The sequence below is a fragment of the Erwinia sp. MYb375 genome (assembly GCF_037479175.1).
GTDB lineage: Bacteria > Pseudomonadota > Gammaproteobacteria > Enterobacterales > Enterobacteriaceae > Erwinia > Erwinia rhapontici.
In genome coordinates this window covers 304,325-330,957 of the sequence record NZ_JBBGZS010000014.1, presented here as the reverse complement: position 1 = coordinate 330,957, position 26,633 = coordinate 304,325, and the positions used below count along the sequence as shown (strand labels likewise).

Annotated in this window: 27 protein-coding genes and 1 pseudogene; 15 read left to right on the top strand and 13 right to left on the bottom strand. The window is 54.9% G+C overall.

The features are described from left to right. The first annotated feature begins 24 nt into the window (after positions 1–24). Both WH279_RS08060 and WH279_RS08055 read left to right on the top strand, forming a co-directional pair. Positions 25–1,419: an amidase gene (locus WH279_RS08060; RefSeq protein ID WP_339455706.1), complete on the top strand. Its 1,395-nt coding sequence runs from the start codon at positions 25–27 to the stop codon at positions 1,417–1,419. Positions 1,420–1,628: 209 nt separating this feature from the next. Then, positions 1,629–2,579: a helix-turn-helix domain-containing protein gene (locus tag WH279_RS08055; protein WP_133843633.1), complete on the top strand. Its 951-nt coding sequence runs from the start codon at positions 1,629–1,631 to the stop codon at positions 2,577–2,579. Here WH279_RS08055 and WH279_RS08050 read toward each other — a convergent pair. The 6 genes from WH279_RS08050 to WH279_RS08025 all read right to left on the bottom strand — a co-directional run bounded on the left by WH279_RS08050 (position 2,560) and on the right by WH279_RS08025 (position 7,881). After that, positions 2,560–3,162 carry an ANTAR domain-containing response regulator gene (locus WH279_RS08050; RefSeq protein WP_159337392.1) on the bottom strand — a complete coding sequence of 201 codons (603 nt, stop codon included), beginning with the start codon at positions 3,160–3,162 and terminating at the stop codon, positions 2,560–2,562. The two genes, WH279_RS08055 and WH279_RS08050, sit on opposite strands and share 20 nt — an antisense overlap. A gap of 151 nt (positions 3,163–3,313) precedes the next feature. After that, positions 3,314–4,021: an ABC transporter ATP-binding protein gene (locus WH279_RS08045; RefSeq protein ID WP_339455704.1), complete on the bottom strand. Its 708-nt coding sequence runs from the start codon at positions 4,019–4,021 to the stop codon at positions 3,314–3,316. Further along, entirely contained in the window at positions 4,014–4,745 is a 732-nt protein-coding gene (locus WH279_RS08040; protein ID WP_339455702.1) for an ATP-binding cassette domain-containing protein, read from the bottom strand. The genes WH279_RS08045 and WH279_RS08040 overlap by 8 nt, the downstream gene beginning before the upstream one ends. Continuing rightward, on the bottom strand, positions 4,742–5,764 hold the full coding sequence (locus WH279_RS08035) for a branched-chain amino acid ABC transporter permease (RefSeq protein ID WP_339455700.1): 1,023 nt from the start codon (positions 5,762–5,764) through the stop codon (positions 4,742–4,744). Before WH279_RS08035 ends, WH279_RS08040 begins: the two co-directional genes overlap by 4 nt. Continuing rightward, on the bottom strand, positions 5,764–6,633 hold the full coding sequence (locus WH279_RS08030) for a branched-chain amino acid ABC transporter permease (protein ID WP_133843641.1): 870 nt from the start codon (positions 6,631–6,633) through the stop codon (positions 5,764–5,766). The genes WH279_RS08035 and WH279_RS08030 overlap by 1 nt, the downstream gene beginning before the upstream one ends. A 9-nt stretch (positions 6,634–6,642) precedes the next feature. Continuing rightward, positions 6,643–7,881, bottom strand: a complete 1,239-nt coding sequence (locus WH279_RS08025; protein WP_339455697.1) for an urea ABC transporter substrate-binding protein — start codon at positions 7,879–7,881, stop codon at positions 6,643–6,645. Positions 7,882–8,286: 405 nt separating this feature from the next. Between WH279_RS08025 and WH279_RS22725 the strand changes: the two are divergent. Both WH279_RS22725 and WH279_RS08020 read left to right on the top strand, forming a co-directional pair. Further along, positions 8,287–8,379: pseudogene (locus WH279_RS22725) on the top strand (type II toxin-antitoxin system RelE/ParE family toxin); the annotation flags it as partial. Beyond that, positions 8,366–8,692 (top strand): helix-turn-helix domain-containing protein, encoded by a 327-nt coding sequence (locus tag WH279_RS08020; RefSeq protein ID WP_339455695.1) that lies wholly within the window; start codon positions 8,366–8,368, stop codon positions 8,690–8,692. The pseudogene WH279_RS22725 and the gene WH279_RS08020, both read left to right, overlap by 14 nt. Before the next feature lie 89 nt (positions 8,693–8,781). Here WH279_RS08020 and WH279_RS08015 read toward each other — a convergent pair whose 3' ends face one another. The 4 genes from WH279_RS08015 to WH279_RS08000 form a co-directional block, all read right to left on the bottom strand. Further along, the gene (locus WH279_RS08015) at positions 8,782–9,354 is read right to left on the bottom strand and encodes a MepB family protein (protein ID WP_339455693.1); all 573 of its coding nucleotides are present in this window, start codon (positions 9,352–9,354) and stop codon (positions 8,782–8,784) included. Between the two features lie 402 nt (positions 9,355–9,756). Then, positions 9,757–10,179 (bottom strand): hypothetical protein, encoded by a 423-nt coding sequence (locus WH279_RS08010; protein ID WP_339455691.1) that lies wholly within the window; start codon positions 10,177–10,179, stop codon positions 9,757–9,759. Positions 10,180–10,623: 444 nt separating this feature from the next. Beyond that, entirely contained in the window at positions 10,624–11,076 is a 453-nt protein-coding gene (locus tag WH279_RS08005) for an acyltransferase (protein WP_339455689.1), read from the bottom strand. Between the two features lie 8 nt (positions 11,077–11,084). Continuing rightward, the gene (locus tag WH279_RS08000) at positions 11,085–11,507 is read right to left on the bottom strand and encodes a DUF2000 domain-containing protein (protein WP_339455687.1); all 423 of its coding nucleotides are present in this window, start codon (positions 11,505–11,507) and stop codon (positions 11,085–11,087) included. Between the two features lie 145 nt (positions 11,508–11,652). On the opposite strand from WH279_RS08000, the gene WH279_RS07995 reads away from it, so the two are divergent. The 4 genes from WH279_RS07995 to WH279_RS07980 all read left to right on the top strand — a co-directional run bounded on the left by WH279_RS07995 (position 11,653) and on the right by WH279_RS07980 (position 15,816). Continuing rightward, positions 11,653–12,117: an Lrp/AsnC family transcriptional regulator gene (locus WH279_RS07995; protein ID WP_339455685.1), complete on the top strand. Its 465-nt coding sequence runs from the start codon at positions 11,653–11,655 to the stop codon at positions 12,115–12,117. Positions 12,118–12,254: 137 nt separating this feature from the next. Continuing rightward, positions 12,255–13,004 carry an NAD-dependent epimerase/dehydratase family protein gene (locus tag WH279_RS07990; RefSeq protein ID WP_339455683.1) on the top strand — a complete coding sequence of 250 codons (750 nt, stop codon included), beginning with the start codon at positions 12,255–12,257 and terminating at the stop codon, positions 13,002–13,004. 246 nt (positions 13,005–13,250) lie between these two features. Beyond that, positions 13,251–15,383, top strand: coding sequence for a putative bifunctional diguanylate cyclase/phosphodiesterase (locus tag WH279_RS07985; protein ID WP_339455681.1), 2,133 nt, complete (start codon positions 13,251–13,253; stop codon positions 15,381–15,383). A 94-nt stretch (positions 15,384–15,477) separates the two neighbouring features. Further along, positions 15,478–15,816 (top strand): hypothetical protein, encoded by a 339-nt coding sequence (locus WH279_RS07980; RefSeq protein WP_339455679.1) that lies wholly within the window; start codon positions 15,478–15,480, stop codon positions 15,814–15,816. 6 nt (positions 15,817–15,822) lie between these two features. Here WH279_RS07980 and WH279_RS07975 read toward each other — a convergent pair whose 3' ends face one another. After that, positions 15,823–17,274, bottom strand: coding sequence for a methyl-accepting chemotaxis protein (locus WH279_RS07975; RefSeq protein WP_339455677.1), 1,452 nt, complete (start codon positions 17,272–17,274; stop codon positions 15,823–15,825). Positions 17,275–17,791: 517 nt separating this feature from the next. Here WH279_RS07975 and WH279_RS07970 point away from each other — a divergent pair. The 3 genes from WH279_RS07970 to WH279_RS07960 are packed head-to-tail and all read left to right on the top strand — an operon-like array spanning position 17,792 to position 20,227. Continuing rightward, on the top strand, positions 17,792–18,202 hold the full coding sequence (locus tag WH279_RS07970; RefSeq protein WP_339455675.1) for a GNAT family N-acetyltransferase: 411 nt from the start codon (positions 17,792–17,794) through the stop codon (positions 18,200–18,202). Between the two features lie 20 nt (positions 18,203–18,222). Next, the gene (locus tag WH279_RS07965) at positions 18,223–18,912 is read left to right on the top strand and encodes a helix-turn-helix transcriptional regulator (RefSeq protein WP_339455673.1); all 690 of its coding nucleotides are present in this window, start codon (positions 18,223–18,225) and stop codon (positions 18,910–18,912) included. 19 nt (positions 18,913–18,931) lie between these two features. Beyond that, the gene (locus tag WH279_RS07960; protein ID WP_339455671.1) at positions 18,932–20,227 is read left to right on the top strand and encodes a cytosine permease; all 1,296 of its coding nucleotides are present in this window, start codon (positions 18,932–18,934) and stop codon (positions 20,225–20,227) included. A gap of 73 nt (positions 20,228–20,300) precedes the next feature. Here the strand turns inward: WH279_RS07960 and wzz(fepE) are convergent, their stop codons facing one another. Then, positions 20,301–21,422, bottom strand: a complete 1,122-nt coding sequence (gene wzz(fepE) / locus WH279_RS07955; protein ID WP_339455669.1) for an LPS O-antigen length regulator Wzz(fepE) — start codon at positions 21,420–21,422, stop codon at positions 20,301–20,303. Positions 21,423–21,659: 237 nt separating this feature from the next. Further along, a complete protein-coding gene (locus WH279_RS07950; protein WP_339455668.1) occupies positions 21,660–22,685 on the bottom strand; it encodes a LacI family DNA-binding transcriptional regulator in 1,026 nt (341 codons plus the stop codon). 336 nt (positions 22,686–23,021) lie between these two features. On the opposite strand from WH279_RS07950, the gene WH279_RS07945 reads away from it, so the two are divergent. From WH279_RS07945 to WH279_RS07930, 4 genes are all read left to right on the top strand, one after another. After that, complete coding sequence (locus WH279_RS07945) at positions 23,022–23,345, top strand: PTS sugar transporter subunit IIB (RefSeq protein ID WP_339455667.1); 324 nt, start codon at positions 23,022–23,024, stop codon at positions 23,343–23,345. Beyond that, positions 23,342–24,661: a PTS sugar transporter subunit IIC gene (locus WH279_RS07940; RefSeq protein WP_200641139.1), complete on the top strand. Its 1,320-nt coding sequence runs from the start codon at positions 23,342–23,344 to the stop codon at positions 24,659–24,661. Before WH279_RS07945 ends, WH279_RS07940 begins: the two co-directional genes overlap by 4 nt. A gap of 2 nt (positions 24,662–24,663) precedes the next feature. Beyond that, a complete protein-coding gene (locus WH279_RS07935) occupies positions 24,664–24,987 on the top strand; it encodes a PTS lactose/cellobiose transporter subunit IIA (RefSeq protein WP_200641137.1) in 324 nt (107 codons plus the stop codon). A 192-nt stretch (positions 24,988–25,179) separates the two neighbouring features. Then, positions 25,180–26,607 carry a glycoside hydrolase family 1 protein gene (locus tag WH279_RS07930; protein ID WP_339455663.1) on the top strand — a complete coding sequence of 476 codons (1,428 nt, stop codon included), beginning with the start codon at positions 25,180–25,182 and terminating at the stop codon, positions 26,605–26,607. The last annotated feature ends 26 nt before the right edge of the window (positions 26,608–26,633 follow it).

Below are 26,633 nucleotides of genomic sequence, written 5' to 3'. Positions count from 1 at the left end.
ACTTTGCCTACGGGAAGCTCAATCATGAACGATGTGCACTATCTCAGCCTGTCAGAAGTCGGCCAGCGTATTCAGTCACGCGAACTCTCTTCCGTCGAGGTCACACAACACCTGCTCGCACGTATCGCCCGCCTCGACCCGACGCTGCACAGCTACCTGCATGTCATGAACGAAAGCGCACTGCAACAGGCGCAGCAGGCCGATGAGGAGATTGCCCGGGGGCACTTCCGTGGCCCCTTGCACGGCGTTCCCATCGCCTTGAAAGATCTGATCTGGACCAAAGATGCCCCGACCACCCACGGTATGAGCATCCATAAAGATTTCTATCCGGCGGAAGACTCCACGGTAGTGGAACGGTTCCGGGCAGCCGGGGCGGTCATCTTAGGCAAGCTGGTACAGACAGAAAGCGCCTTTGCCGATCACCATCCCGAGGTCACCCATCCCATCAATCCCTGGGGAGAGGCGCTGTGGACCGGCGTGTCGTCCAGTGGGTCCGGTGTGGCCACCGCCGCCGGGCTGTGCTTTGGCGCGATAGGTACCGACACCGGCGGCTCTATTCGCTTCCCGTCCAGCGCCAATGGCCTGACGGGCATCAAACCGACCTGGGGCCGCGTCACCCGCCACGGTGCATTTGAACTGGCCGCGTCGCTTGACCATATCGGCCCGATGGCGCGTTCCGTCGCCGATGCCGCCGCCATGTTGCAGGCCATTGCCGGGCGCGATGAAAAAGACCCGACCTCCAGTACCCAGCCCGTTCCCGACTACCTGGCGCTGATGACCAAAGGGCTGAAAAAATGCCGCATCGGCCTCGACAGCGCCTGGGCGCTGGACGGCGTGGATGCCGAGACACGCAGCGCCCTGACCCAGGTGCTCACCACCCTGACCTCGCTGGGGGCAGAAATTGTCCCGATCACCATGCCAGACACCGATGACGCGGCCCGCGACTGGAGCGCACTGTGCGCGGTAGAAACGGCCGTCGCCCATGAAAAAACCTTCCCGGCGCAGCGCGACCAGTACGGGCCAGGGCTGGCCGGATTACTCGACCTCGGCCACTCGCTGAGTGCGCTGGAGTACCAGAAGCTGTGGCTGCGCCGTGCCAGCCTGCGCGGCACCCTTAATGCGCTGTTTGAACAGGTCGATCTGATCTTCGCCCCCGCCAACAGCTTTGCCGGGCTGACCTGGGAAACCATGGACCGCTTCGGCACCGACGACGAGCTGTTCCGGGGTGTGCTGCGCTTTACCAGCGCGTTTGACAGCAGCGGCCACCCGACCATCACCCTGCCCTGCGGCAAAACCGCCGCGGGTGCACCGATTGGCTTCCAGCTGGTCGCGGCCCACTTTGATGAAACCCGTGCCATCCAGGGCGGCTGGGCCTGGCAACAGGTGACCGAGTGGCACCGGATGCACCCCGAACTGTAACCTTTCGCCCTGCTGCGGCGCACCCGCTCCCCGCGATGGTGCGCCCGGCTTTGCCCATCTGCCATGCTGAAAAAATCCCTTTAACATCATTACGTTAAAATCCGTTAATTTTCTCTTTGTCCGCGCGTTATGGCCCTGTTTTTGCAGTATCAGTGATGAGTTCGCGAAGAATATTGCGCTGATGCCCGGTCACTCTGCGAGGAAAGAGCATGAAAGAGTATTTTTCCACTGAGGATTTTGAATCCCGCCACCGTTTTGATGCCTGGCGCGATGCCGTGTGTTCGCGGCTGATCAATGCCCGGGCACAGCAGACCCAGGCCACGGAGTTCTCGGGTAGTTTCACGTATAGCACGCTGGCCGATGTTGATATTGCCAGCCATACCTCGCGCACCGCGCTGGTGTGGCAGCGCACTCCGCAGTGCATCCGCCAGCACCCGGCCAGCGACTACTATATCGGGCTGTTTCGTAGCGGTAGCGGTCAGCTGGAGCAGAATGGTCACCGCAGTACGGCGCAGTCAGGGGATATGGTGATTTATGATGCGGCACGGCCGTTTAACTTCGCCATGGATCAGGCCGCGATCAATATAATCCGCCTGCCGCGCACCGTGTTTGATCACAGCGCACCGGGGATTGATGCGCTTGCCGGTGTCAGGCTTGATGCCCATCGTCCGGGCGTCACCACCTTACGGCAGATGATGCTGGAAGCCTTCGATTACAACAGTGATACCGAGAGTGCCGGGCACACCGGGCAGTTTGCCAGCACGTTGTTTGAACTGATTGCCGCCGCCATCAACCTGCAAAAAAGCGATGCGTCAGGCAAACCGGATCTGTATGCCCGTATGGTCGCCTGGCTGAAGCAAAACCTGCATCAACAGCAGCTTTCAATTGCCAGCCTCGCCAGCGCCCACCACGTTTCCCCCCGCACCGTCAGCCGCCTGTTTGCCGCCCACGACAGCACGCCGATCGGCACACTCTGGCAGCTGCGCCTGGTCGCCTGCCGCAAAGTGCTGCTGGAAGGACGGGCGCGCAGCATTACCGAAGTGGCGTTCGATCACGGCTTTAACGATATGTCACATTTCAGCCTGGCCTTCCGCAAGGCCTTTGGCTGTTCGCCGACCTCACTGATAAAAAAACGCAGCGTCAGCCTGCCTGGCGAGTGAGGTTCAGGCTGTCATCAATAATACGGTCGGCCACCTGCTCCAGCGTACAACGTCGGTTCATCGCTTCAGAGCGCAGTAAACGGTGGGCGCTCCCTTCATCAAGGTGGCGCTCACTCATCAGCAGCAGTTTGGCCCGGCTGAGTTTGGTGTGAAGAAACAGACGGCGCTGGCTTTGCGTCAGTTCCTGCTTCAGATGACGCAGCTGTTGCGCCACCTGCGCGCAGGCGTTCAGCTGTGCCGCCAGGGCGAACGGGTTAAGCGGTTCGGCGATGCTGGCCTGTGGGGAGAGTTCCAGCATCAGTGCCAGCGCGGCGAGATCCTGATAGTTCACCAGCGCTATCAGCGGCACCTCGCGCTCGCGCAGCGCCTGGCTCAGGGTCAGCAGCGCCGGGCGATAGCGGCAATCGATGCGCACCACCACCACATCCGCCTGCGGCATCGGCTGTGCCAGCGGCCAGCAGTGCAACATTGTGCAGCCCAGCGCAACCAATTGCCCGGCAACGGCATCAATCTCGCGGTTGGCCGGATGTACCATGCACACCTTCAGGCCGTTTAACCCACCCAGCGTTATATCAGCACCCATCGCATGCATTTCCCGTCAGTGCAGCACGACAACAGGCCGTACCATCATCAGAGAAGGTAACGCGTTGTGCTTTGCCACACTGTGCCGCGCAGGACGGTAATTATATTCAACGCGCCAGGGTTTGCGGGCAGACCGAAACAGAAGGTCATCCCTACGCCACATGGAACCCGATATGCTGTTCGGCAATCGCCTGCGCGCTGGTCTGGCGCGGGTCAATCACCTCAACAATCGCGCCCTTCTCAATCACATGAATACGGTCGGACAGCGCATAAAGGAATTCGATGTCCTGCTCCACCAGGATAATAGAAATATCCATTTCATGGCGCAGCACGCGTAGCGTCTCGATGATCTCCTCACAGATATTCGGCTGGATCCCTTCCGTTGGCTCATCCAGCAATACCAGCTGCGGTTCACCGCACAGGCAGCGGGCCAGCGCCAGCAACTGCTGCTCACCGCCGGACAGCGATCCGCCGGGTTGAGCCACCAGCCGCTTCAGTCGCGGAAACAGCTCCAGCATCCGCTCCACCATCGGTACCGCCTTGGCGAAGTTTTTCACACAGCCCATGCGCAGGTTTTCCTCCACCGTCAGCGTGGGAAAAATCTGCCGCCCCTGCGGCACAAAGCCAATGCCCGCCACCGCGCGCTGATGCGCCTCATAGCGGCTGATATCAATGCCGTTCAGCAACACCTGCCCCTGCCAGCCGGGCAGTTCGCCCATGATGGCGCGCAGCAGCGTGGTTTTCCCCATGCCGTTACGGCCCAGAATGCCAGTAAAGGCTTTGGCACCGACAAACAGATCAACGTTATGCAGCACCGGCACTTTGTCATAACCGGAAACCAGCCCTTTCAGTTCAAGCATGTTTGATCTCCGTATTTCCGAGGTAAGCTTCTTTGACCGCCGGGTTCTGCGTGACCTCGCGGAAGGTGCCTTCCGCCAGCACCTCCCCCTGGTTAAACACCGTCACCTTTTGTGCGATCATGCTGATAAACTCCATGTCATGTTCCACCACCACGACCGTACTGTTGAGATTGATCTCTTTGATAAGCTCGGCGGTTTTGCGCACTTCGTGCCAGGTCATCCCGGCGGCAGGCTCGTCCAGCAGCACCAGATCGGGTTTTGAAATCAGGATCATCCCCAGCTCCACCCATTGCCGCTGACCGTGCGACATCTCAGACAGCACCGTGTCGGCGCTGGCCACCAGATCGATCTGCTCCAGCACCTGGGCAATATGCTGCGGGACCTGCGCTTTCGGCAGTTTGACCGCTGCCGCCTGCCACAGATTTTCATAGACGCTTAAGCCCTCGAATACGCTGGGCACCTGGGTTTTAATTCCGATGCCGAGCCGGGCGATGGCCCAGGGTTTCAGGCCAGAGATCACCTGGTCGCGGTAACGGCACTCGCCGCGCGTAGGCAGCACCTGGCCACTCAGCATCTTGAAGAAGGTGCTTTTCCCCGCGCCGTTCGGCCCGATCAGGCAGCGCAGTTCGCCCTCACGCAGGGTGAAATCCACCTCTTTTACCGCATGGACGCCGCCAAAACTGACGCCCATTTTCGTTGTCTGCAGAATAATCCGGCTGTTCACAGTTTCACCTCCGATATCTCAGCATCCGCTTGTGGTCTGGCTTTACGCCGTACCAGCCGTTGTAAGGTGGGCAACAGTCCACCGGGGATCAGCAGCACAAAGGCGGTGAGGATCACCCCCAGTACCAGATTGGTGTCGACGCTCTGCTGCGCCCCAAGCCGGGTCACCAGCCACTGCAACGCCACACAGCTGATCACCGGGCCGATTAAGGTGCCGCGCCCGCCGACAATCACCCAGATAATGATCTGCGCCGACTGGCTGATGCTGAAGACGCCGGGGCTGACGAATGCCCCCCAGTTGACGTACAGGCAGCCCGCCGCCCCGGCAATCGCACCGCCGATGGCAAAGGTGCCGAGCTTATGGGCCGGGACGTTATAGCCCAGCAGCCCGGCGCGCTGTTCGTTTTCACGGATCGCCACCACGGTTTTGCCAAAGCGGCTGGCCAGCGTCAGCTTCAGCAGCGCGTAACAGAGGAGCAGGCAGAAACCAGTGACGGTGAAAATCGCTTCCGGCGACAGAATATCGTCGGGGCTGAACAGGCCGTTCAGCGTTGGCACGGATGGCATGCCGTTAAAACCGCCGAGCAGCGCTTCACCCAGGCGGTATTCGCTGCCGGAGGTGGAGTTCATCCAGTTAAACAGCACCAGGCTGACCGCCAGGGTGATCGCTCCCAGATAGACGTCGCTGACGCCGCCGTAAAAAATCACGTACCCCAGCAGTAGCGAGAACAGCGTTGGCACGACAATCGCTGCCACCACCGCCCAGGTGGAGTCGCCAACGTTAATCGCACAGATCGCGTAGGTGTAAGCGCCAATACCGAAAAACGCCGCCTGACCGAAGCAGAGAATACCGCCGTAGCCCCAGATAAATGCCAGGCTGAGCGACAGGATCGCCATCACCAGAAATACCGTCAGCGACAGCAGCGTGTACAGCTCCAGCGCACCGGATAACCACAGCGTCACCCCCGCCGCCGGGATCACCACCAGCAGTGTTTTTACCCATTCAGGCCATGTTTTCATCACAGGGATCTCCGAAAGAAGCGACCAGTAATGCCCTGCGGCAACAGGCGCAGCAGAACAATGGCCGACAGCAGCAGCGCCACCGCACCAAACACGGGCGTAGACATAAAGGTGACCACCTGCGAAATAGAACCAAACAGCGTTGAGGAGGTGAGCGTTCCGGCAATGATCGCGCTACCGCCGCCGATCACGGTGATAAAGGCTTTGGCGATATAGCTGATGCCGATCGTCGGGATCACCCCGGTGATCGGCGCCAGCAGTGCCCCGCCGAGGCCGGAGAGCGCCGCCCCCAGACCAAAGGTCAGGCTGTAGATTTTTCCGGGGTTGGTGCCCAGCGCCGCTGCCATCCGTGCATTTTGCATGGTAGCGCGGGCGCACAGGCCGATGGTGGTGAACTTCAGCAGCAGCCACAGCGCCAGCATCAGGCACAGCGAGAAGCCGATCATAAACAGCGCATAACCGCTGGTATTCAGGCTGCCGATGGTCACGCCCCCAAGCGGGGAGCTGATGCCGAGCGTCGTATTGCCAAACACCATGGTTGCCGAGCCGATAATCGCCAGGCTCAACCCCCATGTTGCCAGCATGGTGTCGATGATGCGCCCGTAGAGGTTACGGATGATCACCCGCTCCACCACGATGCCAAAGATCCCCACCACCAGCGGTGCCAGCACCAGCATGGAGATCCAGATCGGCACGCCCCACTGATTGGTCGCGAGGATCGCCACATAGCCCCCCAGCATCATAAATTCACCGTGTGCCATATTGACGATCTTCATCATGCCGAACACCACCGCCAGCCCAAGGCTCATGACAATCAGCGTGGCAATCGCGTTCAGCACTTCAACGCTGTAGATAATGATCCAGTCCATATTCCCTCCTTACAGCTGTATCTGATACTGCTTGGTGTCACGCGGATTCTTTTTCAGATCGCACACCATTGCAGTATCCAGCGGTGGCTGCTGCGCATAGGTTTCGAGGATCTGCATCTGGTGGTCTTTGACCTCCGCGATATGCACATCCAGCGTCAGATGATGGGTGCCCGCATCGACGGTCGCTTTACCGCTGGGTGAATCAATCGACAATCCGCTTTCCAGTGCTTCAATCACCTTCATCCGGTCGGTATCCCCCGCTTTTCTCACCCCTTCCGCCCACAGCAGGAAGCCCTGATAGGCGCCCATCGCCAGGTCGCTGACATAAGGGGCATTCGGGCCATACTTCTCTTTGAAACGCTTAACGAAGTCGATATTGGTCGGCTGGTTGATCTCCTGCATATAGTTGGCGCAGATCAGCATGCCGTTGCTCTCTTCCGGCGAGAGAATGATGTGTTCATTACCGCTGCCGAAGCTGGTGGAGGCCATCGGGATTTTTCCGGTCATGCCTGCCGCGTGCCACTGGCGGTAGAACGACAGGTGCGCCCCGCCCACCAGCGCCGACCAGATAAAGTCCGGTTTCGCCGTCTGGATTTTCGAGATGGCGGCACCAAAGTCGGTGACGTCCAGCGGGAAGAATTCGACGGCCACGGTTTCCCCACCGTTATCGGCAACATACTTCTTCACCCAGGAGGAGATGATCTGGCCGTAGTTATAGTCGGCCGCCAGGATGTAAACCTTTTTGCCCCACTTTTTCATCGCGTAAGGCACCATCTTCTCGACGGTTTGCGCCGGGGTGGAGCCGGAGGAGAAGTAGTTACGGTCGCAGACACCGCCTTCATACTGCGCCGGGTAGAAATAGAGGGTGCGGAAGCGGTCGAGTACCGGGCGGATCACTTCACGTGACGCGGAGGTGATCCCGGCGTGCACCACGGCCACTTTATCTTTCAGCGCGGCCTGCTGTGCATACTGCGCATAGAGCTGCATATTCGACTGCGCGTCATAGGTAATCATCTGCAACGGCCGCCCCAGCAGGCCGCCGCTGGCGTTAATTTCGGACGCCGCGAGGTTGATGGCATCGGCCATCGGTTTACCATAAATATCCAGGCCGCCTGACAGGTCGAGAATGGTCGCCACTTTGATCGGGTTGTCGCCCGCGGCAAAGCTGAACTTCGGTAACCCCAGCGTGGCCATGCCGACTGCGGATGCCACACTGCCACTGATAAATGAACGCCGACTGATAGCCATAAACACTCCTGATGCTGTTTTTAATTTATTTTCCCCACGGGAAGCCCTTCATGATCGCCATGAAAGAGAAAGGGGGATGTTGGGATGGTTAACGTTGACTGACGCCATTGTCAGGCTAAAGGGTTAGCAGGATTAACTAAGCAATTAACAGGCCAGGATTGCGGGGGCAGGCAGTACGCCGCGTGGGCACTGTCGGTGTGTTTATCAGAGCGATATCTGCACTATCCTGGCACACAGCAATGTGCAAATATAGTGCATAACATATTGATTTAATTATTTATTGTCATGGCAGGCAGGTAACAAAGGTTGGCATTTTGAACACAGTATTATGATAAAAAAGATGTTTGAAAATCATCATCGGCAAGCCCATCAGACCACTTGATCATCAATGAGAGGGCATTATTTGCTCACGATTTTCTCAGCATGTCAGCTCAGACTATTAATAAGGCAATAGAGACAGGCAGATTAAGAGAGGTATATTGTTATGAGCCGTCTTAAACAACTACAGGAAATGGCGCACAGTTTTAATGAAATCGGCGCCGTTTCAGATGAGACAGTCAAACGTCTGGATGCCCGCATCAAAGCTCAGGAAATTCGCGAAAAGTTGCCAAAAATTATGGCAATGGAAGGCAAAGATATCCGGGCGATGAGTGACCGTTTGGGGATCAGCCAGGCCGGACTTGCCTATACGATGAATATGACAGTAGCCAGCATCTCAAAATGGGAACGTGGAGAGAAAAAGCCGAATGGCGCCGCCCTTCGCCTGTTAAACACCCTTGATCGTAAAGGGATTGAGGTTTTTGCGGAGTAACGTCGAGCTGAAAAGAAGGTGCACACCATCAACACGGCCGACCGGAAAAAAGAGCTGGCCCCTACGCCAACATCATCATGTCGTGGGGGCTAGCTTCCCCGGTTCTCACGATTCAGCCCCTGCCACACATCGCCACCCGCAGAGTATTCAGAATGCAGCGTATAAAAATAGCGGCTCTGCCACTGCTGTGTTTTCAGCGCCTGGCGCGACAGGGGTGTGACCCAGGGCGCGTAAACACGCAACGCACGCTTGCCGCCCACGCCCTGACGGGAGAACACGCCCTGCTTCACCAGAATGTCGCCATCAAACAGGAAAATACCGCGGTTCTCCTCATCAAAGACGGCCACCATCACAGCGGCAATTCCCTGCTCGCTGTCCAGCGGGGCAATCTCATTGACCCCGCCGGGCCGCTGCCATAGCGTGACAAACTGACCGACTTTCGTCGGGGTGGTACGCGCAACACGGAAAACCACGGTTTGATGATTGACCGACAGGCGACAGGCTCCGTAGTCGGCACTTTCTGCCTCGCGCTGCGGCGCATGGGTCACGACCAGCCCGGCAGGCAGCAACAGGTTTTCAATACACTCGCAGAGTTGCACTGGCAACAGGCCGAGTGCCGGGTCAGTCTGCCAGGTCAATGGGTGGGTAACGGTATCAGACACAGATCACTCCCTGTTAAAAGCACGTATCAGTTAGGCACGCCGGCAATCACTTTAGTCGATTATGCCGTCAGTAAAACACCGATGGCAGCATCGTTCTGAAGATAATCCTTTTCCATTCCGGGTCACGTTGATCAGGCCGCTGTCCAGCGTTGGCAGGGGGCGATCGGAAAAATGATCGCCCCCTTCATCAGATCGAGATGCCGTGGAGGTTTTAAAATCCACAGCAAGCACTCTCTTGCGGGGATGGGGCCAGTTTGAGGTAAGCCGGGCGTCACGCGCCAGGATGGCGCGTGCCGAGGCCCGCAGGGATGCGTCTTTTGCCGATCCGGCGTGCTCAAGCTGGCCCCGGACCTGACACCGGACTCTCCGCCCCATCTTGTGGTGTTCACCCGCCGAAAACGGTTATGTGAAGTGATAAACCACCTGCACAATAACGGTTCTCTCCCCCTTCAATGTATCGACATAAATGGCTTCCTCAGGGTCGGTGCTACGCCAACACACTGCGTCAACATCACACTTAACTTGCCTGTATCCCAAAGACGCCAGATAGTTTTCAACCTCACGAGTGGTATCTGTATCGTAAAATTTCATGGCATACACATGCGTTGCAGGCCCGGTGATGTTGGCGTAATCAAACGAATAACGGGGAGAGATACGCGGCATGTTTTTGAGTATGTCAGGCGTATAAAAATCATATTCCCGTTTATCCTGCTCGGTATAGTGAGCGCTCCCGGCGAAGTCCATTTTAATCCAGGGCCAGGCCCAGGTGAGCGCAATGGCAACCACGATAATGATTCCGCTAAATACCTTAAGTGACTTACGCATAGGGTAAAGTTCCTCCTTCCACCCTCAGAGTAATACGCTTGTCGATAACCAGTTCTTCGTTATTTTACGATTTATCACCTGACCACTGCCCATCTGTGACACGGGGCGATCGGAAAAGATGATCGCCCCCTTCATCAGATCGAGATGCCGTGGAGGTTTTAAAATCCACAGCAAGCACTCTCTTGCGGGGATGGGGCCAGTTTGAGGTAAGCCGGACGGCGCGTGCCGAGGCCCGCAGGGATGCGTCTTTTGCCGATCCGGCGTGCTCAAACTGGCCCCGGACCTGACACCGGACTCTCCGCCATCAGCACGGGGCGATCGGAAAAGACGATCGCCCCCTACATTAGATCGAGATGCCATGGAGGTTTTAAAATCCCACAGCGGGCATTCTCTTGCGGGGATGGGCCAGTCTGGAAAAAGGGTCGCCTATACAGGCGAAGAGGTTCACAGCGTTCTGATTAGCCGGGCAGGATTGCCGGCATAAATTCCCTTGATGGTCACCGGTTTCACCACCACACTGCCCGCCCCAATCACCGCACCGCCGCATATCGTTTCCGTCAGAATGGTCGCGCCGCTGCCCACGGTAACATTGTCCCCCAGCGTGATGCGCAGCCAGTTTTGCGCATCCGCATCCGGTTTGCCGCTGTGAAACAGATCGTTGGCAAAGGTGACGTTATGCCCGATAAAACAGTGATCACCCAGCGTGACGTTCTCGCAGATAAACGTGTGCGACTGAATACGACTGCCGCGCCCAATCACGCACCCTTTCTGGATCTCGACAAACGGGCCGACAAACACATCATCCTGTAACACACATTCATAGATGTTTGCCGGGGTCATCACCCGAACATTTTGCCCGCTGACCACATTACGAATGTCACTGTCGATAATCTTCATTGCACCCTCTACTTATACAGCGCCAGATTCCCCGTCAGTTGCGTGATCTTCTTCTTTGGCCCGATTAAGCCAATCGCGACCAGCTCAATCTGTGGGCTGCTGACTGTGGAAATACGTTCCCCATACTCTTCATACGTCCGGCACGACTGTGCCAGCGCGCTGAACGGCATGGCGTAGATATCCTCATCCTGAGTGGCGATAGACAGTAACTGTTGCACATAACTGCCCTCTGCCAGCAGCACCGGCAACGGGGCATAGATCACGCCCGGATAGTTCACCGCATCGCCACTTTGCAGGTCTGGCCCCACCAGATTGTCGACCGTGCGGCCAAAGCTGATGCCAATGACGCTGGCGGCATTCATGGCCAGCCCGGGGCTGAGTTGATTGTCGATAATAATGGTACAACGGTGCTGCGTGGCGTCAAATTTCATCGGTATTCCCTGGTGTCAGTCACATTAGTCTGGCAAATATTATTGCGCAGCACGGCCGGAAAAGGTTGTCTCAATCTGTTGTAAAAAAGCTTAAAAAGGGCAAGATTAACCCACTGCAATCTCAATTTAAGAAGAATCGGACCAGATGACCTTAAATGCTATCGATATGAAAATTCTGGCGCTGCTGCAAAATGATGCGCGCGTGACCAATCAGACATTGGCCGACCAGATCGGTATGTCGGCATCGCCATGCTGGCGTAAAGTGCGCAAGCTGGAAGAGGATGAGGTGATTCAAGGCTATCGTGCCGTGCTGAATCGCAAGAAAATTGGCCTGGGGGTGATGGTCTTTGTCCGCGTATCGATCGACAGCCACAGCGAGGCTGAAGCACGCAAATTTGAGCAGGAAGTGACTGCACTGGACGATGTGGTGGCCTGTTACAGCATCGGCGGCGATGCGGACTTTCTGTTACAGGTGGTGGCGCAGGATCTCGATGCCTACGCCGACTTTGCTATGAAGGTGATCCGCCGCCTGCCAGGCATCAAAGAGATGCAGAGTATGTTTGTGCTGAAAGAGATCAAGCCGCTGGTCAGCTATCCCATCAAAGCTTAAGCACAACGCAGGCGGCTGTAAAACACCACAGAATGACGGGCAGCTCTCTGTTCTGATTGATGGGCACAGGATCCTGTTTGCAGCACGGTCTGAACCCTGCACAATGGCGGCCTGATCAACCTCTGGAGTTTGACTGAATGGCGTTAAAAAAAATATTGATGACGGGTGCCAGTGGACGTATAGGGCGAACCTTCTTCAGCGCGATGAAAAATCATTACAGGTTTGTCCTGACTGACCGGGTGGCAGCAGATTATGACGTCTCCTCACCACACCGTTTTATATCACTGGATCTGTCAAAGCCGGGTGCGGCAGCGGAACTGCTGGCGGAAGAGCCGGTTGATGCGGTCATTCATCTGGCGGGAATACCTGACGCCGATGCGTCTTTCACCGATCTGCTGCCCGCGAATATTTTGACCACGACCTATCTGATGGAAGCCGTGGCAGAAACCCCCTGCCAGCGCTTCGTTTTTGCCAGCAGTGCGCAGACCATTGAAGGATATCCTGTCGACGTACAGATCCATCCCGGAATGGAAGTGTCGCCCGCCAATTTATATGGCGTCACGAAATGTTACGGTGAAGCGCTGTGCTCATTTTATGCCACGCAGCGTGGCCTGAGCTGCGTCGCACTCAGAATCGGTGCTTTTGAACAAAGGCACGCCGACAACCTTCATAACGCCCGCGATTACAGCGCATGGCTCAGTCCGGAAGATGCCGTCCGGCTACTGACGGGCGCTGTCGAAGCGGAAAATATCACGTTCTTCATCGGTTACGGTATTTCGGATAATCGTTTCAAGCGTTTTGATCTGACCCGTACCCGTGAAGTGCTGGGCTATCATCCCGCAGACAATGCGTTCAGAGAATTTACACCTGGGAAACTCGCGTTCTGATGAATACACTCCCGGGCTGTTCATGCTGATGACCCTCCCGGGCGTGTCTCTCCACGAGAGGTAACCCCTTCATCATTCAGTGTATTGCGCCAGAGATAAAGAAATCCTCCTCTCCTGACGTGAGTTTCGGATAAACGGATATTTAATAACGTCTTTGACTTTGCCAATAATACGTAATGAGGTAATGTTTGCGCTAAACAGGACCATTATTTCCTGAGGCAACGACTCGTTTATCCTGGAATATCAATGAAAATCGAATACAGCACGGTAGCTGAACTACGCCGCGAGTTTATACGTAGCGTTGTCGCCCCCGTCGTGGCCGTGGTGCTTTTTTCCCTTATGGGATGCGGATTTACTGCATACTGGGTCACCGTGCAAAGCAATGCCAAAGCACAAGAAAAACAACAACAGGTTATTGAAAATATTTTCGCCCAGCACCTGGTCGACTTTACTCTTCAGCACAAAAATCTATTGAATGGGCCGGATCTAATTTCACAACTGGCCAAGCCCACAGAATTTGGCAGCTGGCTGTTTCAGCTTGCTGGCGATAATGAAATATATCTCCTGGATGCAGAGCAGCGTCCCGTGGTCAGTTGGCTGGAGGGCAAGATGGCCCCCGTTTCCAGCTACGATGCGCTCAGCCCGTCACTATCGCACTGGCTGCTTCCTACGGCATCGCCGACGCTGATCCATGATTTTATCCGCCTGCGTGGTCGGGTTGCGGAGGTGGTGATCGGCAGTCTGCCGGACCATTCCGGGCGACGACTGGTGTTTATCCGCTATCTGCATTACAGCTTTATCGATTTCCTTGAGCATCGCGGTGTGGTCAGCCATTTTCGCTTTACCCCCAGCGTGCCAGACCAGCCCAACAGCGCCGGTTTTCTCCTGACCTCAGCAAGCAGTATTCCCGTCAGCAGTGTCTCCTGGATACCGATGCGCCCCGGCAGCCAGATGCTGATGGTGACGGGCCCGCTGATTGCGGTGGCCATTTTGAGTATCACATTGATGTGCATCATTATGACGCGCCGCCTGTGGCACTCGTCTCTCAAGCTCTCCAGCTCAATGCGCCGCCTCGCCGCCAGCGAAGCGCACGCCCAACATCTGGCTCGCCATGATGTGCTCACCGGCTTGCCCAACCGCGCCTGGATAGAAGAACAGCTCAATGAGCGATTGCATCAGTTACCTCTGAAGCGCGGGAAGCTGGCGCTGCTGCTGCTCGACCTCGATCGCTTTAAAATGATCAACGACACCTATGGCCACCATACGGGTGATGATTTGATCGTCGAGATCGGTCAACGGCTGTCGTCGCTGTTACCGCTACAGGATGCCGTCGGGCGTCTTGGGGGGGATGAGTTCGTGGTAATGATCGGTGATGTAGAAGACGATCAGCAGGTTGCCGAACTGTGCCAAAAAATTATTGCCCGGCTGGCCGAACCGATGACGCTGCGCGGTCATACGCTGTGGGTAGGCGTCAGTATTGGGGTGGCACTGTCGCCGCGACATGGGCTGGAACGGCTGGAGCTGATGCGCAAAGCTGATATTTCCCTGTATGCAGCCAAAGCGGAAGGCCGTGGCCGCTACTGCCTGTTTGTGCCGGCCATGGATGAAGCCCTGCAAAAACGTCAGCGACTGGCGCAGCAACTCCATCTGGCACTGGAAAATGAGACGGGCTTAATGCAGTGGTATCAGCCGATTATGGATGTCAGCGGCCAAAAAATGATTGCCGTCGAAGCGCTACTGCGCTGGCACCATCCGCAGCTTGGCAACATCTCTCCGGCGGAGTTTGTGCCGATTGCCGAAGAGACCGGGCTGATTGTGACTCTGGGCGAGTGGGTGCTGGAACAGGCCTGTAAACTGGCCATCACCTGCCCAAAACTGATCGTTGCCGTCAATGTTTCACCGCTGCAATTCCTTGCCCCTGGGTTTATTGACAATCTGATGGCGATTATGGCGCGCCATAGGATCAATCCGCAGCAAATTGAACTGGAAATTACCGAAGGCGTGCTGCTGGAAAATGAACAGCATGCACTGAAAACCATTAAGACCCTGCGCGCCGCCGGATTCTGCATCGCACTCGACGATTTCGGCACCGGTTATTCCAGCCTGAGCTATCTGGTCCAGTTCCCGGTTGATACCATTAAAATCGATCGCGCCTTTATCCAGTCGCTAGGGGTACGCGAAAACTCAGCCACTATCGTTGAATCAGTGATCAAGCTGGGGCACAGTCTGGGTATTACTGTTACCGCTGAAGGGGTGGAAACTGAAGAGCAGCGATTGATGCTGGCCTCAGCAGGTTGCGATCGGTTACAGGGATTCCTTCTCAGTAAGCCACAGCCAGCGGAACAATTGCATGCGCTGCTGCGCGAGATGCATGGCTGAGCGCCGTCAGGCTTATTTTGGTCGCCCAGGGCGCATATCTCCGTATAATGCGCCCCCTGATGATAGCCCGCTCCGGGTGAATTGAGTTGATGTGATGAAAAAGCTGTTCCCGCTGTTAGTGCTCGCTGCCGCCATACTGTCGTTGTGGTGGTTTATGTTCAGAAGCCCGGCCCACGATCCGCATTATGACGCCGCTGCCTGTGTCGCCGTGGATGTTATGGGCACACCGTCCAGCGAGGAGGACTTCGCCGATAAAATGCGTACGGTGATTATTAACGAAAACAGCTCTTACTCGGTCAAACAGGTCAGCTATGACGATCGGCTGGGCCGATCGTCGATTGAGAAATATCAGGCGCTCAGCATGGAGCAAAAAAAGGCTGCCGCAAAGGATGTAGCCCACTGCATTGATGTGATGAACGCCGCCGGGCACTGACGCACCTCAGGCAAAGCGGAAGACAGCAATCGCCTGCTGAACGGCCTCTGCCTGGCGCTGTTGCAGTTGAGCAACCTCCAGCGTTTCTGCCACATGTTTCAGGTTGTGCTGCACGCTGCTGTCAATGCTCTCCACGCTGTCTTTCATCTGCGTGATACTGGCGAGCTGCTGGTCGTTCATATCAGCCAGCTCCTGCACCAGGTCATTCAATCCATTAATGGTTTGAATAATTTCCTGCATCGTTTTCCCCGCTTCGGCCACCTGCTCAGTACCGCTGTGCGTGCGCTCTACGGAGGTCGAAATCAGCTGGCGAATATCTTTGGCCGCATTTTCGCAACGCCCCGCCAGAATGCGCACTTCCGCTGCCACCACGGCAAAACCCTGACCGTGCTGACCCGCATTAGCCGCCTCAACAGATGCATTCAGTGACAGGATATTGGTCTGGAAGGCGATGCCGTCGATCAGTTCCAGAATGACATTAATGCGCTGCGACTCCTGCTCGATCTGCGTCATCGAGTTCACCGCGGAGGCGATATTCTCGCCGCCGCGTTTTGCCACCCTGTTCGCGCCCTGCGCCAGCTGCTGTGCAGCATGCGCTTTTTCACTGGTCAACGTGGCGGCTTCACTCATCTGCTCCATCGCCGTTGCAGCAACGGCCAGTGCGTTCGCCTGCTCATCGGTGCGCTGCGAGAGCGCAGCATTACGTTGCAGAATACTGTCTGATTCCTCAAGTAACGTGCTGACCCCTTCGCTTACCTGATTCAGCGTGCCCCGCATGGTACCCAGCGTGCTGCTGAACGTGCGGGCAAACGGCGTTGTGCTTTGATTGTCTTCCTGCCCCAGCGTCAGGCGCCCGGGTTCGCGGTTAATCCACGCCGCCAGCTCTGCCACTTCGCACGCCGCGCGGGCATCCGCGGCCATACGGTGAGCGATAAAGATCAGGATAGCGGTTTGTGCCACCACGAAAATGGCGTGGAACACCACCATGTGGAAACCGGGATGCGTAAAACAGACGATGCCGTAGAGGTCATTTTCCTGAAAATAGTTGAACAGTGCGTGGTGAACGGCAGCGGTGGCAGCCCCCATCAGCAACGGACGAAAGTCGCGGTAAGCGAGTAAGGCGGAAAGAAGCACAAAGATGGAGAAGTGATATTCAACCTCGCCCTGACCGAGTTGAATCAACAGCGCGGAAAACGCGATCAGGGTAAAAGCAAACCACAGTCGAGTGATCAGGCGGCCTGGCCAGACGTAACGTACCAGCGTGGCGACAATCGCCAGCGCCCCGCCAACGCCGAGCGCCAGCATGAAGGAGTCCATCATCCAGCCAATGAGACAGGCAATGGCCCACATGCCCCAGGCCAGGAAAAGCATCAAAAAATCAGCCTGTTGCCAGATTTTCACCATTGAAACCATCTCACTGTTCCGGCCAATAACCGGCGGTAACGATGTATCGACCATAATTGTTTCCCGGGCAAGTAAAGTGGGCATCCTGAGCGATCATTAACGGCAGAATTCGGGAGGATCTTTACAACTATATCGCGTTATCTCGCGGGCGGGGTTACGGGGACGTTATCAATCTGTGAGGAAGCAAGTAAAAAAGGCCGCTTTAGCAGCAGCCTTTTACTGAAACAACATCATTTTAAAAAGATTTACTAAAGTGACATCCGGCGCCATCTTCAGACTTCTTTATTTATTCACTTTCTCATCCGCCGCAAAAAGGGTCGCTGAAAAAGGGCTGCATGTAGAACGTTCCCTGGTGAGGCCGAAATTTTGCCTTGCCAAACTGGAAGGACAGCAGGATATTAGTATCGTCTGATTCATATCGCCGCCCATGACTCATACTTTAGGCATTTTTATCATTCCGGGAAAGGGGGAAAAACACTCTTGATATACCTGGGCATAAATGATAATTACGCGTGCTTAATATACAAGTTATCTTATTAATTGTTATTCGAATTATGAGAGCATGAGGCTAATGAAAATCACTGTAACTGATACGCCCGCAGACGCTGATGAAACGTTTGTTATCAACAGCCTGTGGCAGCACAATGCAAAAACAACCCCCGTTGATATCCACCCCCTTTTTCTGACGTTACGCGATGAAAACCAGCAAATTTTTGCAGGCCTGGTCGCAAGAACCTGGTGGGGAGGTCTGGAAGTGCAGTATTTATGGGTCAGCGATGCCTGCCGGGGTAAAGGTGTGGGGCGTGACCTGATGCTGGCAGCAGAACAGGAAGCAAAACAGCGCGGCTGTCATATGGCCTATGTTGATACGTTCAATTTCCAGGCCGTCGGGTTTTACGAGAAGTTAGGCTACTCCGCTTATGGCGAGCTCGGCGATTATGCACATTTGCATACGCGCCACTATCTGGCTAAGAAGATCTGAATTACACCTCAGGGGGAAAAATGGAATCACCGGAAGATAAACCACGATCAAGCCTCAGTGCTCTGATTGCTATGATGGAACATTTATCCGAACCTTGGGGGATCAAGGCTCCTGACTCACAGCACCTGTATATGAATAAAGCGGCGTACTTATACACTAACACGCCGAAAAACTTTGCGATTGAAGGCCGACTCGACAGTGATTTTCCTGCCGCCTGGGCCGAGTGTGAAGATGAGCTTATTGAGCACGATCGTCGCACTCAGGCGTGTAACGGACGGGTTGCCGTGATCGAAACTCACTACTGGTATGGGCAGAAAACCTTAACGCCCTATGTGTGTGAAAAAATCCCACTGTATGGAGAAAACGGGGATTTTATCGGTATTGCATGGAACGCTAAACTGCTCAACACCATGTCGCCGCTGAAATATATTACTCAGCAAAAACCCGGGGTGCTGACAACCGAAGTCGATAACGATGTGTTTACCCGTTCCGAACTGGATACGCTTTTTTTGATGCTGCAACGCTTATCTACGAAAGAAATTGCGCGGATTTATAATCTCAGCCATCGCACCGTAGAGAACCGCATTTATAACATCTATCAAAAAGCAGGGGTGCATACCCTGAGCCAGTTCGAAGAGTATTGCCGTCACGCAGGGTTGGACAATTTTATACCGGACCGTCTGATTGAAAAGGGCATACAGTTTATTTAATTTTTGCTAAGGAAACTCCGTGATTCGTATTGAAGACTACCCGTTAAGTCGCGTACCTGAAAACAAGCGTGTCTCATTTTTAAGCGTTGCCGTGGTCCATATGGGTATGCTTACCGCACTCGACCAATTTATGCTGGGGGCGGTACTGGGGGATTCGATGAGTCTGGCCTCCGCTTTCCTGGCCATTTTGGCCGGCAGCGTGATCTTTGGCATTGTGACCTTCGGGCTGGGCTATGCCGGGATGAAAGAAGGCATATCCGGGAGCTTACTGGCGCGCTGGTGCGGTTTTGGTCGCATCGGTTCAGTGTTGATTGGCCTGGTCGTCGCCGTGAGCCTGCTCGGCTGGTTTGGCATTCAAAATGCCATCTTCGCCAAGTCGTTGAATTTTGCCCTCGGTGGCGCCCTGGGGTTCCCGCTGGCGGCCAGTCTTTCCGGTCTGCTGCTGACCGTGCTGGTGACCTTTGGGTTTAAAGCGCTGCGTGTAACCGCCCGTATCGCCGTACCGCTGTTTATTTGTCTGGTGGCGTTTATCTCCTTCCAGACGTTGTCCGGCCACACTCTTCAGCAAATTATTGACCTGCCGCCCACCGGTAGCCCGCTGACCATCAGCGCGGCCATCACCATGGTCGTTGGCGGGGCGATTGTTGCCAGCCTGATGACGCCGGATCTGACCCGTTATTCACGCTCATCCAGGCATGTGGCGGGCGTTACCCTGCTGACGATTATCGCCGGAGAGTTTATCGTGAACGGGCTGGCCATTATGATTGCCCGCACGCTGCAAACGGCTGATGTCGTGACGATTATGTCGCAGGTAGCAGGCGGCGTCGGGTTACTGGTGGTTATCCTGTCCACACTGCGTGTGAACGATTTAAACCTCTACTCCTCTTCCCTCGGGGTGATTAATGCCGTCGAAGGCATTTCCGGTAAGAAGTTACAGTACCGGAATACCACGCTGGTGATTGGCGTGCTGGGCACCCTGCTCTCGGTGCTGGGTATCCTTGACCGCTTCGTTGACTTCCTCACCGTGCTGGGCGTGGTGTTCCCTCCGATCCTCGGCATTATGCTGGTTGACTATCTGCTGCTGCGCACACACCGTGCCGCGCTGGATAAAAGCCGTGCAGAAGGAAAACTGCCTGGGGACAGCGAAACACCAACCATTGGCTGGACAGCGATTATCGCGACGCTTATCGGCAGTGTGATTGGCCTGATGACCGAGTGGGGTGTGCCAACAATAAACTCGCTGCTGGTGTCATGCGTGATTTATTACGTGTTATCGCTGGCGTTGCGTAACCGGGCGGTGGTTCCGTCGCGTTAAGAAGCCATTAAAAAAACCGGGCAGAACGCGCTTCGCCTCTGCCCGGTTTGATCGCACCATTCAACCACTATGATCACCTGTCCGTTGTCAGACGATGCTGCTTAATCGCTGCATTTAACAGCACATAGCCACAGCCCGCAATCAAGCCCGCCACTGCTGATAACAGGACAATCAGCGAGCGTTTTGGTGCATCACGTTGAAGCGGCACCATGGGAGCGCGCATATATTTAAATGGCTGGAAATGCAGCCTGTTGATTTTCAGCTCATTGATTTTTTCAATATACAGATGACGATTCTGCAAATCGGCATTCAGCATGATCGGGTTTTTAAGAGACTCGACGATTTTCAGTTTACGATCAAGGCCATCTGCCCCCAGCGTCACCGGAAAATCCGGGTCATCCTGATTCGAAGAACCATTGCTCCATGACGGTTTCTGCAACCCCGCGGCCTTCGCAATCTCAAGGGCATATTGCAGGCGTTCGAGATTGATGCGATAGGCCGTTTCCGCGCGCGCTCTGTCGAAATTATATTTCCCAATGGCCTGGCTTTTACGCATTTCAACCTGATAGCGAAGACGATGATATACATCATTTTCAACCACGGTTGTCACATAGTTAATATAGCCCTGCAGCAGGTCACGCGCGACAACCGGATTTTCAGCACTAAAGGTCACATCGTAGTAAAGATATTCTTTCTGATTCGCGGCTTTATCCTGCAAAGAGCTGCGCGATGAAATATTCCCTTGCAGAATGGAATTGATTAAGCGATGGCGTATTTCCGGCGTATTCGCTTTATTTTTAGAGAGTTGTTTAAAATAATCCGTACTGATCAGATATTTTTCACGCAGATTATAGGCATCAAAATTACGCATAAATTCGGATAACAAGGAACCCGGCGAGATATCCGACTGAATATCCAGCACCTCCAGCGCGGCGAGCATCTTATCCATGCCTTGCAGCTGCGTCGCTTGCGGTATGATCAGCTCCGCTGAACTGGTCCAACGCTGCGGCAACAGGTAGCTCACCGCCCCCCCACCGGACACGGCAATAACGCAAAAGAACATAATGGTGAATTTTCTTCTTACCAGAATACTCAGCAGTTCAATTAAATTTATTTCACCATCGGAATGATCCGGTTGAGACAATCCGCCAACGTGCGTAGAACGCACTGGGTCTATTATTCTGGGGGGGTTCATGGCATAACTCCTGTAGAGCCAGTAAGGTAGGAATATTCTCAACAAAGTCCAGTGTAGTATTTAGCGATAAGATAATACTTATAAAAACGATAATTAAATTATCGTTACGTCACAATGTTCTCTTAACAATATTGGCTTAGATAAAATCGCTCTGAATAATAGCGCAAATGGGCGCCAAAAAAAATCAGTAAAATTACTGATTTTTTTCGGGCCAATAACGCTGCAACAACGGAAACGTCAGGTTCGCCCCAGATAAGGCCCCGCCACCACTGATTCACGCACGATAAGCTGGCCGTTAAATGCCGGTAACGGCTCACCGGGCTGCCCATCGAGCATCAGTACCAGCTTTTCCAGCGTGTGCCGAATCATCTCTCCAACGGGTACATGAACCGTGGTGAGCGGTGGAACAAAAAATGATGCCATCGGAATATCATCGAAACTCAGCAGAGACACGTCCTGCGGAATGCGTTTTCCGGCAGCATACAGCGCCCGGGCGGCACCGATAGCCATATCATCGTTACTCGCAACCAACGCGGTAAACTCAGCGCCACGCGCCAGCAGTTCCAGACCGGCTTCATAGCCGCTCTGTAACGACCAGCTTCCCTGTGCCACCCGCTGCGGGTTATATGCGATATGGTGCGACTGAAGCGCTTCACGGTAACCGTTCAGGCGGCTGATGCCCGTAGGTGAACCGTCGGAGCCGGAAATAAAGGCAATATCGCGATGCCCCTGAGAAACCAGATAATTGACGGCGTCCAGGGTGTTCTGTTCATGGGCGGCAAAGACGCAGTGCTGCGGATGTTTTTCCAGCTGACGGTTCACCACAATAATCGGCTTGCGGGTTTGCTCAATAATCTCATCCAGTTCGGCGGTATTGAGAAAACGGGGATAGATGATGATCGCATCACAGCGCAAATCCAGCAGGAACTCAATCGCCTGGCGCTCCTGGCGAGCATCATGCTTACCGTCGGCCAGTAACAGCTGGCGGCCATGTTGCTCGGTTAATGTTGCCGCCTGGAATAACAGCTCACTAAAATAGGGGCCGTTATATAAGGTATTGGTGACCACCAGCCCGATATTTTGTGATTTATTGGTCGCCAGATTACGTGCCAGCAAATTAGGCCGATAGCCCGTTTCTTCAATCGCTTTAAATACCCGATCCTGCGTGGTTTTACTGACGTAACTATTTCCTGCCAGCACCCGTGAAACCGTGGCTTTTGAAACACCGGCTTTTTTTGCGACATCCAGCATGGTAATCATCATGGCTTCCTGAAAGCTAAGTTCTGCTTGTAATAATAACCTGTTTTATCGTGCACCCACAGCCCATATGATAACACAATGAAATTATTAGCTTTAGTGTCTTTAGGCAACCTTCTCACCTCATCTGACTCTCGCCTTTTACTACGGAAAAAATCCGTTTAAACCTGCCTGTAACGTTATTGGTGATATATCCATTACCCGCACAATTTTGCTGTTTCACCTGCGTTGTCTCTGACCGATGCGATCCCGCTCACAGAACAAATTATTGAATATGAAACCGGTTGCAGAAACAGGTCGGTTTCAGCTATTTATTAAAGAAACCTAGACCGGAGAACAACCATGAATAAAATCTTACTCTGTTGTGCCGCAGGTATGTCCACCAGCATGGTGGTGCAGCGTATGGAAAAAGCCGCTAAAGAAAAAAATATTGCCGTGGAGATTAATGCGGTAGGGCTGGACGAGTTTGTTGAGCAGATCGCCGATTACGACTGCTGCCTGCTCGGCCCGCAAATCAAATACAAGCTGGTGGATTTCAAGCCGCTGGCCGATGAACTCAATAAGCCGATCGCGGTGATCAACACCATGGATTACGGCATGATGAACGGCGAAAAAATCCTCGCAGACGCCCTCTTGATGATCCAGAACGGCGGGACTGCCAAATGAGTCGCTTCAGCGAGTCCCTGTTCGGCGTGATCGAGAATCGCATCAGCCCGATCGCGGCAAGGCTCTCCAGCCAGCGCCACGTGGTGGCGATCAAAGATGGCTTTATCTCCTCGATGCCGTTCCTGATTGTGGGTTCGTTTATGCTGTTGTTCGCTCATCCACCGTTCGGTGCCGACAGCCAGTGGGCTTTTGCGCAGTGGTGGCTGGGTATGGTGGAGCGTCACTCCGCGCAAATCATGATGCCGTACAACATGACGATGGGCATTATGGCGGTCTATATCGCCGCCGCCATCTCCTATAACCTTGCCATCAGCTACAAGATGAACGGTTTTATGGCCGCCTGTCTGTCGCTGATGTCGTTTCTGCTGGTCGCCGCGCCGCAGAGCAATGGCGCACTTCCGGTGGGATCGCTGGGAGGAGAAGGGATCTTTACGGCGATTATCGTCAGCCTCTACTCCACTGAGCTGATGCACTTCCTGCAAAAACACCATATCGGTTTTAAGCTGCCGGAGCAGGTTCCGCCGAAAATTCGCCAGTCGTTCGATCTGCTGATCCCGATCCTTGCCATCTTCCTGACACTGTTCCCCCTCAGTCTGCTGGTGCAGGATCAGTTCGGTATGCTACTGCCGCAGGCGATTATGGCGATCTTCAAGCCCATCATCTCCGCGTCTGACTCACTGCCAGCGGTACTGATTGCCGTGCTGCTGTGCCATCTGTTGTGGTTTGCCGGTATCCACGGTGCGGTGATCGTCGGTGGGATTTTGCAGGCCTTCTGGCTGACCAACCTCGGCATTAACCAGCAGGAACTGAACGCGGGCCAGCCGATCACACAGATCTTTATTGAGCCATTCTGGCAGTTCTTTATCGTGGTAGGCGGTTCTGGTTCCACCATGGGCCTGGTGTTCCTCTATCTGCGGAGCCGTTCAGCACACCTGCGATCCATCGGTAAGCTGGGCCTGGTGCCGAGTATGTTCAATATCAATGAGCCGATTATCTTCGGTTCCCCGGTGGTGATGAACCCGCTGCTGTTTATCCCGTTTATTACCGCTCCCCTGGTCAATGCCATTATTGCCTGGGTGGCCACGCGTACTGACCTGGTGAATCACGTGGTTTCGCTGGCCCCCTGGACCACACCCGGCCCGATTGGTGCCGCCTGGTCTACGGGCTGGGACTTCCGTGCCGTGATTCTGGTGGGCGTGCTGATTGTGGTCTCAACGCTGATTTACTATCCCTTCTTCAAAATGTATGAGCGCGAGCTGTTGAAGCAGGAGAAGCCAACCCCGTCGGATACTGAACTGAAAGCCGTGGAGAACTGATCATGGATATGGAAACCACCGTAATGGAACTCATCATTCACGCCGGCGAAGCCCGCTCCTGCTCAATGCAGGCGCTACGTGCAGCACGGACTTATGACTGGCAGGAAGCGGACGCACAGCTGACCGCCGCGACAGCCGCTGCCAGAGCCGCGCATAAGATTCAGACGGCACTGATTGGCGCTGACGAAGGCGTCGGCAAGGTGCCGGTAAACCTGATTCTGGTCCATGCGCAGGATCACCTGATGAACGCCATGCTCTGCCGCGAGCTAGCGGAAGAGATCATCATCCTGCATCGTGAAGTGCAGGCGTTGAAACAGGCCAGGTAGTTTCGGGCGAGGCATGCCTCGCCCCTACACGTATTTCGCGGGGATAAGGCATGCCTCGCCCTGCACGTATTTCGCAGGAGTCAGGCATGCCTCGCCCTGCACGTATTTCGTAGGGTCAGGCATGCCTCGCCCCTGCACATATTTCGTAGGGGTCAGGCATGCCTGACCCGCCAAAAACGCAAGGAGAACAGGATGCAATACCGCAAGCTATCGCCCTTCCCTGACGGTTTTTTATGGGGAGCTTCCACCTCGGCCTATCAGGTAGAGGGGGCGTCGAACCAGGACGGTAAAGGACCTTCGGTCATTGATAAAGCCCATTTCGATCCGCGCCTGACAGACTTCACCGTGACCAGCGATCACTACCACCGCTTTGCCGAGGATGTGGCACTGTTCGCTGAACTGGGCCTGAAAACCTACCGTCTTTCTATTTCCTGGAGCCGCCTGTTCCCGCAGGGAACCGGTGAGATCAATGCCAAAGGCGTTGAGTTCTATCAGAAGCTGATCACCGCACTCACCGACAAAGGGATTGAGCCGCTGGTCACGCTGTACCATTTCGATCTGCCCTGGGCGTTACAGGAGAAAGGCGGCTGGTCCGATCCCGCCACCATCGCGGCGTTTGAGCACTTTGCCCGCACCTGCTTTGAGTTGTACGGCGATCGAGTGAAATACTGGCTGACGATCAACGAGCAGAACATGATGATCCTCAAAGGGGATGTCATTGGTACGCTGCCCGCCGGCACACCGGATCCGCATAAAACCCTGTATCAACAGAATCACCATATGATGCTGGCACAGGCGCGGGCGATGATCGCCTGCCACGAGATGTTGCCTGCGGCAAAAATCGGCCCGGCGCCGAATATCTCCTGCGTCTATCCGGCCAGTTCCAAACCCGAAGACGTGCTGGCGGCGAATAACTTCACCTCCATTCGCAACTGGCTGTACCTCGACCTCGCCTGCTATGGCCGATACAACACCATTGCCTGGCGCTTTATGCAGGAGAAAGGCTGGCTGCCAACGATTACCGATGCCGAGATGGCGTTGCTGAAGCAGGCGAAACCTGATTTTATCGCCTTTAACTATTATGCCTCCGCGACCGTTGCCGCCGAGCTGAGCGACGAGGGGGAAGGTAGCCAGAAAGTTGACCAGCAGATGGCCGGTATCGATAAAAGCGTTTACGTCGGCACCAATAACCCGCACCTGAAGAAAAATCAGTTTAACTGGTATGTTGACCCGGTTGGCTTCCGCATCACTGCCCGCGAGATCTACGATCGTTACCACCTGCCGCTGATTGTCACTGAGAATGGTCTCGGTGCCTTTGACGAGCTGGCCGCCGGGAATAAAGTGTATGACGACTACCGTATTGCTTATCTCAGTGACCATCTTGAGCAACTCCAGTTAGCGATCAGCGATGGCGTCGACCTCTTCGGTTACTGCCCGTGGTCGGCTATCGATCTGGTCAGTACACATCAGGGGATCAGCAAGCGTTACGGCTTTATCTACGTCAACCGTGATGAGCACGATCTGAAGGATCTGGCACGCTACCGCAAGAAAAGCTTCAGCTGGTATCAGCGCGTGATCCAGACCAACGGGGCGAAGTTAAATAAAGATATCGAGTATTAAATCCCGGCATCAATCGTTGGGGGTTT